The 11210-nt window shown below is 40.6% G+C and carries 10 protein-coding genes and 1 tRNA gene; 8 read left to right on the forward strand and 3 right to left on the reverse strand.

The features are described 5' to 3' along the window. Nucleotides 1-195: 195 nt before the first annotated feature. Nucleotides 196-906, reverse strand: coding sequence for a DUF6445 family protein (locus CWB76_RS16135; RefSeq protein ID WP_138608959.1), 711 nt, complete (start codon nt 904-906; stop codon nt 196-198). Nucleotides 907-1154: 248 nt separating this feature from the next. Between CWB76_RS16135 and CWB76_RS16140 the strand changes: the two genes are divergently transcribed. The 5 genes from CWB76_RS16140 to CWB76_RS16160 all read left to right on the forward strand — a co-directional run bounded on the left by CWB76_RS16140 (nt 1155) and on the right by CWB76_RS16160 (nt 7770). Further along, on the forward strand, nt 1155-1859 hold the full coding sequence (locus tag CWB76_RS16140) for a SapC family protein (RefSeq protein WP_010388497.1): 705 nt from the start codon (nt 1155-1157) through the stop codon (nt 1857-1859). 124 nt (nt 1860-1983) lie between these two features. Next, nucleotides 1984-3021 (forward strand): isoaspartyl peptidase/L-asparaginase family protein, encoded by a 1038-nt coding sequence (locus CWB76_RS16145; RefSeq protein ID WP_138608961.1) that lies wholly within the window; start codon nt 1984-1986, stop codon nt 3019-3021. A 128-nt stretch (nt 3022-3149) separates the two neighbouring features. Then, the gene (gene hrpA, locus CWB76_RS16150) at nt 3150-7037 is read left to right on the forward strand and encodes an ATP-dependent RNA helicase HrpA (protein ID WP_171039645.1); all 3888 of its coding nucleotides are present in this window, start codon (nt 3150-3152) and stop codon (nt 7035-7037) included. Nucleotides 7038-7084: 47 nt separating this feature from the next. Next, nucleotides 7085-7465: a response regulator gene (locus CWB76_RS16155; protein WP_138608965.1), complete on the forward strand. Its 381-nt coding sequence runs from the start codon at nt 7085-7087 to the stop codon at nt 7463-7465. An 8-nt stretch (nt 7466-7473) separates the two neighbouring features. Beyond that, nucleotides 7474-7770 carry a PilZ domain-containing protein gene (locus CWB76_RS16160; RefSeq protein WP_010388503.1) on the forward strand — a complete coding sequence of 99 codons (297 nt, stop codon included), beginning with the start codon at nt 7474-7476 and terminating at the stop codon, nt 7768-7770. A gap of 15 nt (nt 7771-7785) precedes the next feature. Here the strand turns inward: CWB76_RS16160 and CWB76_RS16165 are convergent, their stop codons facing one another. Next, a complete protein-coding gene (locus CWB76_RS16165; protein WP_024601131.1) occupies nt 7786-8976 on the reverse strand; it encodes a class I SAM-dependent methyltransferase in 1191 nt (396 codons plus the stop codon). Nucleotides 8977-9115: 139 nt separating this feature from the next. On the opposite strand from CWB76_RS16165, the gene CWB76_RS16170 reads away from it, so the two are divergent. The 3 genes from CWB76_RS16170 to CWB76_RS16180 all read left to right on the forward strand — a co-directional run bounded on the left by CWB76_RS16170 (nt 9116) and on the right by CWB76_RS16180 (nt 11053). Next, the gene (locus CWB76_RS16170) at nt 9116-9787 is read left to right on the forward strand and encodes an HD domain-containing protein (protein WP_010388506.1); all 672 of its coding nucleotides are present in this window, start codon (nt 9116-9118) and stop codon (nt 9785-9787) included. Then, nucleotides 9777-10172: a VOC family protein gene (locus CWB76_RS16175; protein ID WP_138608967.1), complete on the forward strand. Its 396-nt coding sequence runs from the start codon at nt 9777-9779 to the stop codon at nt 10170-10172. Before CWB76_RS16170 ends, CWB76_RS16175 begins: the two co-directional genes overlap by 11 nt. A 185-nt stretch (nt 10173-10357) precedes the next feature. Further along, nucleotides 10358-11053 carry a M48 family metallopeptidase gene (locus tag CWB76_RS16180; RefSeq protein WP_138608969.1) on the forward strand — a complete coding sequence of 232 codons (696 nt, stop codon included), beginning with the start codon at nt 10358-10360 and terminating at the stop codon, nt 11051-11053. A gap of 31 nt (nt 11054-11084) precedes the next feature. Here the strand turns inward: CWB76_RS16180 and CWB76_RS16185 are convergent. After that, nucleotides 11085-11169 (reverse strand) — tRNA-Tyr (locus CWB76_RS16185). Between the last annotated feature and the right edge of the window lie 41 nt (nt 11170-11210).

The following is an 11210-nucleotide window of genomic DNA, read 5'->3' on the forward strand; positions in this document are numbered from 1 at the left end:
AAACAGGCGCTGCCCGAAGGGTTCTGCCTAGGGGCAATTAACTCTTTGTTGCTCGGCTTTGACTTATTCTTACATGGATGTAAGCCAGTAGAATAACGCAGGAGCAGTTATCGAGCCCACTAGGTTACAAACCTCGCGCCGCGATTAAATCGTCCCTAGTTTGAACAAATTTTAATCCGCAAAGGTCAACAGACCCTAGTTAACCCTAAAAAAAGAAGAGATTGATAAACGGCCATTTTTTATATCGCCTGTGAATTCATAGTCATTATCTAAGTTAGCACAATGAAGTAAATTGCTTTTATATAACACCACGCGGTTTTGCTTTGCTTTAATATTAATGACTTGCTCGAATAAGGCGGTATTACTGTTTAAATACCCTTGATGTTCTGATTCATTATTTTTGGTTTGTTCTATTACATCGCTAAAAAGGTGTTGGTTTCGTGGCGTTATTTTAATTAGGTTTTCAGGAATATAGCGATAAATTGATGTGCCGTTAGACTCTTTACCAGCTATATAATGCACTGCTGCAAAGGTATTATCATCGGTCGAATCTATATGAGGTATACGTTGTAATAACTTAAGCTCACAGGCTTTTTGGGTAACTAATGATAATTTGCAACGATGAACATAGAGTGCTTTATTCTCGCGGTTAAAAACACCTCGTGCTTGAAGAGATAGTAATAGCTGCCTAAAAGCACGGTAATAAGGTTCAGGCATTACATCACGCTTACCGGGAAATAAAGTACCATCGCTGCCAACGGGCTCTAAATACGCTACATGAGCAGCAAAATTAACCACAGGTTCAATACTTTTTAGAAAATTATCGATGATGATCACATCTTCGTTTTCAGTTTCAAGATGAACTATTTCAACCCTAAAATCGGGGTTTAACTCGTAGTGTTCCATTTTAATTCAACTGATATTAATCGCAATATTGTTGAATATACTAACAAAAGTCCATAATTATGAAACAAAAAACAACATTCAGCAGAGTGTTTTTTACACTACATATTGTACAAATAATTACCTTCTTTATTTGTTAATTATTAACGTACAAAATGACACAAAATTTTCACTTCCTTTTTGTCACCAAAACCATTAGCCTTAGGCCACTAACAGTAATAAATCAAATTAATAAATAACGGAGCAGTAACATGGCGGAGCAACAAGTACAGCCTTTACACAACGAAAAACATGCCAACACTAAAATTAAAAATGGCATCAACATCGAATTTATGAAAACTCAACACTTAGTGCCAGTGGTTGCACATGAGTTTGCGCGTATCGCTAATGAATTCCCAATGTCTTTTGTTAAAAATAACGAAACAGGTACTTTTCAAGCGGTTGCAATGTTTGGCCTAGAGCCAGGCGAAAATTTATTTATTGATGGCGACAAATGGACAGCTTCATTTGCGCCTATGGCAACAACGCGTTACCCATTAGGTTTAGTAAAGCACCCAGAGCAAGATCAATTTGGTATCGTAATTGACGAAGCGAGCTCATTAGTTGGTGAAGAAGAGGGTAATGCATTATTCGAAAACGGTGAAGAAACTGATTACCTTAAGCGTCGTAAAGAAGCGTTAGTATCGTTCATTGAGTTTTCTCAAGTAACCGATGCGTTCACTAAATTCCTTGCTGATAAAGAACTACTGGTAGCACAAACGCTAACAGTTGATATTAAAGGTGAGAAAAAAGACATCAACGGTATTTACCTTATCGATGAGAAGAAACTAAATGAGCTAAGCGATGCAGACTTCCTTGAGCTTCGTAAGCGCGGTTATTTAGCACCAATCTATTCTTTCTTAACGTCTACACACCAAGTAGCACGTTTAGCACGTTTAAAAGCGCAACAAGCGTAACTTTAAACGAAATTAAAAAAGCGCCTTAGGGCGCTTTTTTTGTGCCATTAAACTCAGTTCACTTGAAAAACGCTTCATAACCATTCACATTGGTTTTAATCCTGTATTTATAAAAGAACACACAATGAAAAAATCATTATTAGGACTCATTGCAACAAGTTTAATGGGGTTGAGCACGCAGGCATTGAGTGAAAACACAAATACGCCGTTTGCCATTGCGATTCATGGCGGTGCAGGCACGATTGAAAAAAGTAAATTTACGGCAGATCAAGAGCAAGCTTATCGCAATAAATTAGCAGAAGCTGTTGAGGCCGGATATAAGGTACTTGAACAAGGCGGAGAAAGCCTTGATGCAGTGACTACTGCCATTGAAGTACTTGAACAATCGCCTTATTTTAATGCCGGGCGTGGTGCGGTATATACCTATGATGGTAGTCACGAATTAGATGCCTCTATAATGGATGGTCGCAATCGTCAAGCAGGCGCTGTGTCAGGTATTAAACATATCGAAAGTCCAATTAAACTTGCCCGGTTAGTAATGGAAAAATCAGTGCATGTGATGTTAAGTGGTCAAGGTGCAGAAGAGTTTGCCAAAGAGCAAGGCGTGAGCCTAGTAGAGAACAATATATTTGATACTGAGCATCGTTATGAGGCTTTATTAAAAGCCAAAAAGAAACTCGAGGCGAGCAAAAATACCAGTAAAGATTATCAGGCAGCGCATAAAGCGTTACCAGTAAATTATAAAGTGGGCACAGTCGGAGCGGTGGCACTGGATAAACAAGGTAATTTAGCGGCGGGCACGTCAACCGGCGGAATGACCGCAAAACGTTTTGGTCGTATTGGCGATGCACCGGTTATTGGCGCAGGCACTTTTGCTGAAAATGCCTCATGTGCGGTTTCGGCAACTGGGCACGGCGAATATTTTATTCGTTATAATGTGGCAAGTGATATTTGTGCGCGAGTAAAGTACCAAGGTAAAACCATAGACCAAGCAGGTAATGAAGTAATAAACGAGGTGCTTAAACCGATAGGGGGCACAGGCGGTGTTATTATTATTGATACAAAAGGCAGTATTAGTCTGCCGTTTAATACTTCAGGCATGTATCGTGCGAGTAAATCGAATACGCAAGCAACCTACGTAGGTATTTTTAGTGACGAATAAACACTATTAGTTAGTGGCTGGTGGTTTATATAATAATCCGCTGATTGTTATATTCTTTACAGGATTAACCCCAGCCATTTAATTTGCTACAATCGGGGCTCTTTGACTAATTTTTATAAGGTATGCAGGTGGTAAACCTAGGTCAGTTGTTTGGCGAGCTAAAAACGTGCTTAAAAAAAGATCAATTCAGTTTTAAAAAACGTCTTCACGGCGTTAAAAAAATCACCGACGAGGCAAAGCTTACCAGTGCGCTTGAAAAAATTGCGACTGATATCAGTCGTAGTCAAACGCTGCGAGAGCAGCGCTTAGCTGGGCTACCTAAAGTTACTTACCCTGAGCAGTTACCAGTTAGTCAAAAAAAAGACACCATTAAAGAGGCCATTGCTAATAATCAAGTGGTGATCATTGCTGGTGAAACTGGCTCAGGCAAAACCACACAAATACCTAAAATGTGTTTAGAGCTAGGCCGAGGCGTTGAGGGCTACATTGGCCACACACAACCAAGGCGTTTAGCAGCACGCAGTGTTGCCAACCGTATCGCAGAAGAAATGCAATGCGAGCTTGGCCAGCAGGTCGGTTTTAAAATTCGTTTTAGCGATCAGGTATCTAATAACAGTTACATCAAACTGATGACCGACGGTATTTTATTAGCTGAAATACAACAAGACCGATTTTTAAATCAATACGACACCATTATTATTGATGAAGCGCATGAACGTAGCTTAAACATTGATTTTATTTTAGGTTATCTTAAAAATTTACTCCCTAAGCGCCCCGATTTAAAAGTTATTATTACCTCAGCAACTATCGACCCTGAGCGCTTTTCTAAGCATTTTGATGATGCACCTATTATTGAAGTATCAGGAAGAACGTTTCCAGTTGATGTACGCTATAACCCAATTAGTGATATTCAAAAAGAAGATATGGAAGCCGAAGGCGACCAACTTCAGGGGATTTTTGATGCGGTAGATGAACTTTGCGCCGAAGGTCCTGGCGATATACTGATCTTTTTGAATGGTGAGCGAGAAATACGCGATACCGCTGATGCACTAAGCAAGCGTAATTTAAAACACACTGATGTATTACCTTTGTATTCAAGGCTATCGAACGCTGAGCAAAACCGCATTTTTGCGCCGCATTCGCGCCGCCATATTATACTCTCTACCAACGTCGCTGAAACATCGCTAACAGTACCTGGTATTCGTTATGTTATTGACCCGGGTACAGCGCGAATTAGTCGTTATAGTTATCGCACAAAAGTGCAACGTTTACCTATAGAGCCTATTTCGCAAGCCAGTGCTAATCAGCGAATGGGGCGTTGTGGACGTGTTGAAGCGGGTATTTGTATTCGTTTATATTCAGAAGATGACTTTTTATCGCGTCCTGAATTTACTGACCCTGAAATATTACGTACTAATTTAGCATCCGTTATTTTGCAAATGTTAGCCCTTGGGCTGGGTGATATGGCGCAATTTCCTTTTGTGCAAGCTCCAGATAGCCGAAATATTAATGATGGTTTAACATTGCTTGAAGAGCTACAAGCAGTAAAAGCGGCTAAGCGTCATCAAAAAACCAGCCTAACACAATCTGGGCGGGAGCTAAGTCGTTTGCCGGTTGATCCGCGTTTAGCGAAAATGGTGTTAACTGCGCATAAACTGGGTGCATTGCGTGAGGTGATAGTTATTGTTGCCGCGCTCTCAATTCAAGATCCCCGCGAGCGACCACAAGAAAAACGCCAAGCCGCAAATGAAAAACATGGTCGCTTTGACGATCCAGACTCTGACTTTATTGCCTTTTTAAACCTGTGGAATTATTTAGAAGAGCAGCAAAGTGAGCTGACTAACAGCCAGTTTAGAAAGTTATGTCAAAAAGACTTTTTAGCCTATATGCGTATTCGTGAATGGCAAGATATCGTTTATCAAATCAGCACTGTGTGCAATGAAATGAAAATGAAAGCCACCACTAATGTTGCAGACAGCGAGCTTATTCACAAAGCACTTTTAAGTGGCATGCTCAGTCACATCGGTTTTAAAGACGAAAAGCAGCTATATAAAGGTGCGCGTAATAGCCAATTTCATATTTTCCCAGGCTCAGGATTATTTAAAAAGAGTCCAAAATGGATGATGTCGGCTGAGTTGGTGGAAACCAGTAAACTCTATGCTCGTATTAATGCCAAAATTGATGTGAACTGGGTAGAACCATTCGCTCAGCATTTAGTAAAACGCAGCTACACAGAGCCTCATTGGGAGAAAAAGCCCGGTGCGGTGATTGCCTTTGAGCAACAAACTTTGTATGGCTTATTAATTGTTAATAAGCGCCGCTGTGTTTACAGCAATATTGACCCAAAAGTAAGCCGTGAGTTATTTATTCGCACAGCGCTGGTTGAACAAGAGCTGGGGCTCAATGAAGGATTTTTACAATATAACCGCGAATTAATTGAAGATATTCAAGTGCTCGAGAACAAATCTCGTAGGCGCGATATTTTAGTTGATGAACAAACCTTATTTGAGTTTTACGAGAAAAAAATACCGAACGATATTAATAATCGTGCTGCGTTTATTAAGTGGTATAAAACACAAAAACAGCAAGACAAACACTACCTGCACATGACGCGAGAAGAGCTCATGCAGCATGGTGCAAGTAGCATTACTGAATTTGATTATCCAGATACATGGCAACAAGATAACTTAATGCTGCCGCTTACTTATCATTTTGATCCAGGTCAAGCAGTTGATGGTGTTGCTGTACAAATACCGGTTGCGCTATTAAACCAAGTACAAGAAAGTGGTTTTGATTGGCATATACCGGCATTTCGTCATGAGCTAATTTGTGGGTTAATCAAGTCATTGCCAAAGTCACTTCGCCGTAACTTTGTCCCTGCGCCTAATTATGCCGACGCGGTGTTAGCGGCCATAGAGCCTCTACAAGGCTCGTTAATCGACTCACTAAGTAATCGGTTACTGCGCATGACTGGCGTGCGAGTCGACCCTGAGGCATGGGATTTAACAGCCCTTGCTCCTCATTTAAGATTGCAGTTTGAAGTCCGTGATGAAAATGACCAACTTCTTGCCCGTGGGCTCGATTTAGCTAAGCTTAAAGCGCAGCTTCAAGGCAAAGTTACCGACACCCTATCTAAAGTGGCCGACAAAGGCATAGAAAAAGCCGACTTAACCCAGTGGGATTTTGGTGAGTTACCAACATCGTATGTGAAAAAGCAAGGTCAATACGAAATTAAAGCCTACCCAGCACTAGTGGATAAAAAGTCAACGGCCGCAGTAGAGCTATTTGATAACGAAATAAAAGCACAATTAGCGCACCAGCAAGGTTTACGTCGTTTAGTACTGTTAAACGTGCCATCACCAATTAAATACCTGCAGCAAAACCTACCAAACAAAGCTAAATTAGGATTGTACTTTAATCCTTTTGGTAAAATTGCCGATTTAATTGATGACTGCATTGCATCAGGCGTTGATAGCCTATTAGTTAAATATGGTGATATTCGCACAAGTGAGGCATTTGAAACGGTTAAAGAGCATATTCGCGGCGAGTTAGGCGATACCGTTGTGGCCATTGCTACGCAGGTTGAGCAAGTACTGAGTATTGCGCATGCACTACATAAAAAAATGAAAGGGCGTGTAGATTTAACCATGATCACCGCTCATGGGGATATTAAGTCTCAGCTAGAGTCGCTTATTTTTAAAGGCTTTGTCAGTCAGCATGGGGCAGACAAACTCGGCGATTTAATTCGTTATTTAAAAGCGATTCAAAAACGCCTAGAAAAACTACCTGTTGACCCAAATCGTGATAGATTATGTGTGCTAGAGCTTGAAAAAGTAGCGCAAGAATATAAAAAACTAACAAATAAAACACCTAAAGGAATGCCGCTGCCTACTGATGTTGAGGCTATTTTTTGGATGCAGCAAGAATTACGCGTATCCTTATTTGCGCAAACCTTAGGTACACCTTATCCAATTTCAGCAAAACGTGTGTTAAATGCGATAAAAGAAGTTGAATAATCCCTTTATAAAAAGAGGGACTAACTTGAGAAGGAAATGACATAGCTATGTCCTCATTACTAAAACACAAAGCGCGGCAGTTGTTAGTGGTTGATGATGAGTACTTCAATTTTGAAATACTCAAAGCAGGGTTAGCATCAACATTTGATTTGAGCTATGCTGATTCTGGTAAAAGTTGTTTAGCATCTGCGATTGCTAATCCGCCCGATATTATTTTGCTCGATGTGTGTATGCCAGGACTCGATGGTTATGATACCTGTCGCATACTTAAACACACGCCAGAGACAAAAAACATTCCGGTGGTTATGGTATCTGGACTTGAGTCGGAGCTTGAACAACAAGCTGGCTTTGACGCAGGGTGTGATGCTTACGTTGTAAAACCTTTTTCTATCGCCGTACTACGAGAAAAAATTAATAATATTGTGTAGAGGGAATTATGTTTACCGAAGATAAGCGAAACTATAGACGTATGCAGGTTAACACGCCAGCGAAGTTAACCTCAATAGAGCCTGTTGCTGGGCTCAGTTACACTGGCACCTGCCTTGATTTAAGTGCAACGGGTCTTTCATTACAACTCGATGATTTGTTAGAGCTTAACTCAATTTTATCGGTTGATATTGCATCAACACATCCGAGCATTGCACCGTTAAAAGCCACCGTTAAGGTAATACGTGCCAGCACCGAAGAGGATGGCACGATAACCGCAGGGCTTGAAATTGTAGAGTTTAACTAACTACTTAATTAGTTTTTAGTAAACCTTACAAATAAGCCCTTTAAGGTAAAAACCTTCAGGATAGCTGCCTGCAATAGGGTGGTCAGCTGCTTGATTTAAGCGCTCCATGATCAGTAAATCCTTACCTGCATCAAGGGCTGCATCTGCGACTACTTTTTGAAACAAGTTTTGTTCCATTAAACCAGAGCATGAGAATGTTAGCAAAGTGCCGCCGGGCTTTAATATTTGCATCGCAATCATATTGATGTCCTTGTAACCGCGACACGCCCCAGTTAACTGCGCTTTGTTATCGGCAAATTTAGGCGGGTCCATAACGATCGTATCAAACATCACGCCGTCTTCACGGTATTGGCGTAATAATTTAAAGACATCTTGTTTTACAAAGTCGACTTTATTTAAATCAAGGTTGTTATGCTCAACATTGCGCTTTGCTGTATCAAGTGCTGGTTGTGAAACATCAACATTGGTTACATGTTTACAGCCACCGCGAAGGGCATAAAGAGAAAACGTTCCCGTATAACTAAAGCAATTTAATACGGTTTTGTCTTTTGAAAAACGCTCCAGTGCAGCACGGCTATCTCGTTGATCTAAATAAAAACCAGTTTTATGGCCTTCTAGAATATCAACTTCAATTTTTAAACCATTTTCTTCAATTATGACAGGTGCAGTGGGTTCACTCCCCCAAAGTACGCCCTTAATAGGCTCTAGCCCTTCTTTGGTTCGAACATCTACATCTGAGCGCTCATAAATAGTAGAGCCTGGGAAAATAGCCATTAAAGCACCAACAATCTCACCTTTATGACGTTCTGCGCCTGCGCTTAGTAATTGACACACAATTACATTATCAAACTTATCTATGGTAATACCGGGTAAGTAGTCTGATTCTGCTGCACATAACCTAAAGCCGGTAAGTCCGCCTTCTTCAATTGCATGGCTGCGAGCTTCTAAAGCACGGCGAAGACGACGCTCAAAGAAATGTTGATCAATCACTTCTTTTTCGTCAAAGCTCCAAACACGAGCACGTATTTGTGAATGAGGACTGTAAGCTGCGGTGGCTAAAAACTTACCTTCACTGTCGTGTATGGTTACCGTGTCACCTAATCCAGGTTTACCTTTAATTTTTTTGATGGCTTTAGAAAATAACCAAGGGTGTTTTCTTTTTAATGATTTATCGCGACCAGCTTGCAGGTAAACGGCAGATGACATAGGGCTTCTCTGTAGTAATAAATAAGCGCTGTATTTTAGTCAAGGCTCGCGCAACATACAATGAATGTTTTGCAAGGGGCTTATAAATCGCGGTAAAGTAGCCATTATTAACTCGTTTAAATAGATTTTTGGAAATTCGGTGGACAATTCAGCTCTTAGCCCCTCATTACAGCAACTTAATCAGCAATGCAGAGACTTTATAACATCCTTAGTACATGCCGATGTAGCCCATGATATTACCCATATTGAACGGGTAGTGCGTGTTGCTGTGCAGCTATGTATAGCAGAGCAGGCTGATATGGCGATTGTATTGCCTGCAGCTTGGTTGCATGATTGTGTTGCAGTGGCTAAAAATCATCCAGATAGAGCAAGGGCATCAACAATGGCCGCGGATAAAGCGATTAACTTTTTAGCGTCTATTGGCTATGATGACGCGCTATTTGATGATATTCACCATGCCATTGCCGCACATAGTTTTAGCGCCAATATTGCTATTAAAACGGTTGAAGCACAGATTGTACAAGATGCTGACAGAATGGATGCCTTGGGTGCTATTGGCGTAAGCCGTTGTATGAAAGTAGGCGGCTCTATTAGTCGATTATTATACAACCCCGATGATCCATTTTGTTTAAACCGAGAAGCTGACGATAAAAAGTACACCCTAGATCATTTTTTTATTAAATTACTGCATATTGCCCAGAGTATGAATACTCCTTCTGCAAAAGCCGAAGCACAAAGACGCACTGCATACATGCACGACTTTTTAGCTCAGCTTAAGTCTGAAATTGGTGAACAACGCGATGACACCTAAACTTTCGGGAATTGATCATTGTCATTTAAATGTTCAAAGCCTCAACCAAGCTATTGAGTGGTATGAAAAGGTGCTTGGTTTTACCGTAGTAGAGGAGTTAGCCTTTTGGAATGCAGAGGGAAAAGGTCCTTTAACACTCGAAGATGAAAACGCCACTACACGACTGGCTTTATTTGAAGGCGATGGGCGTAGTAAAGGAATCGCTTTTGCTGCGACAGGAGAGCAATTTGTTATGTGGCTCAAGCATCTTGAGCAGCACCAAGTGAAAACCATATTAGCTGATCATGGCGTGACTTTTTCTATGTATTTTAAAGATATTAGTGGTAATAGCCATGAAATCACTTCTCATGATTATAATGTCATAAAAGTGCAACTCGAGAGCTAGCGGCTTTGTTTAGTAAAACTTCAACAGTTAAAATAGCCAAGGGTAGATTTATGATCCATCGTTTAGCCTATTTAGTATCGAGCAATATTAAAACGATACCTACTAACTGGTTTTTTCTCCTACGAATTAACTTATTAAGCTAATAGAGAAAGTTTTATTTTATAATAACTTATAGGCACTTTAGATTGTTAGATTATACGTTAAGAAGAAGCCGTCGGCGAAAAACTGTGGCTATTAAAGTCGCACACAAAGAGCTTACAGTTTATGCGCCCCATTTTGTAACGAAAACACAAATTAATGAATGGCTGTTGAGTAAACAGGGCTGGATTGATGCTCAGTTATATAAGCAACAAATTCAAGCCGATACACGACAGTTTCCACTCAAAACCCATAGCATTAAATTATTTAATGAAGCTGTTAATGTGCAATTTGAAAATGCAGCACGCACTCAATGGCAGCAGCACAATGAAAGCCAAACACTGTTACTGAGTCTTTCTTCACGTGTGAAGCATCGAACGCAAATGTATCAAAGTTTGCTAGAGCAGTTTTTGCATGAGAAATTAGAAAGTTATATTGAAATGCGAGTAAACTACTATTGTCAGCTGATGGGTGAAAAGCTACCGAGTAATATTCGTATTCAATTGTATAAGCGTCGCTGGGGCAGTTGTAACCGCAGGCGTGAGCTTACCTTTAATTTACACCTTGCAGGCGCACCCACCTGGGTCATTGATTATGTAATTGTGCATGAGTTAGCGCATTTAAAGTATTTAAATCACAGTGCACAATTTTGGCATCGTGTAGGTTTATTTTATTCAGAACACAAAAAAGCAAGCGCTTGGTTAAATAAGCATGGGATGAGTTTACAATGGGTTTTTGAATAATTAGAACATAAAACGAGGTAGTAAAGAGAAGTGGTGGAGGGAGCTGGATTCGAACCAGCGAAGGCTGAGCCGTCAGATTTACAGTCTGATCCCTTTGGCCGCTCGGGAACCCCTCCACTGCAAGGCGGCAGCTATATGCCCCGTAATAAATTAAGGT

The sequence above is a fragment of the Pseudoalteromonas sp. S1609 genome (genome assembly GCF_005887255.1).
GTDB lineage: Bacteria > Pseudomonadota > Gammaproteobacteria > Enterobacterales > Alteromonadaceae > Pseudoalteromonas.

Excerpts from the sequence above, each read along its gene's own strand:
- CWB76_RS16135 (WP_138608959.1), bottom strand. The coding sequence starts at position 906 with ATGGAACACTACGAGTTAAACCCCGATTTTAGGGTTGAAATAGTTCAT.
- CWB76_RS16140 (WP_010388497.1), top strand. The coding sequence starts at position 1,155 with ATGGCGGAGCAACAAGTACAGCCTTTACACAACGAAAAACATGCCAAC.
- CWB76_RS16145 (WP_138608961.1), top strand. The coding sequence starts at position 1,984 with ATGAAAAAATCATTATTAGGACTCATTGCAACAAGTTTAATGGGGTTG.
- CWB76_RS16155 (WP_138608965.1), top strand. The coding sequence starts at position 7,085 with ATGTCCTCATTACTAAAACACAAAGCGCGGCAGTTGTTAGTGGTTGAT.
- CWB76_RS16160 (WP_010388503.1), top strand. The coding sequence starts at position 7,474 with ATGTTTACCGAAGATAAGCGAAACTATAGACGTATGCAGGTTAACACG.
- CWB76_RS16165 (WP_024601131.1), bottom strand. The coding sequence starts at position 8,976 with ATGTCATCTGCCGTTTACCTGCAAGCTGGTCGCGATAAATCATTAAAA.
- CWB76_RS16175 (WP_138608967.1), top strand. The coding sequence starts at position 9,777 with ATGACACCTAAACTTTCGGGAATTGATCATTGTCATTTAAATGTTCAA.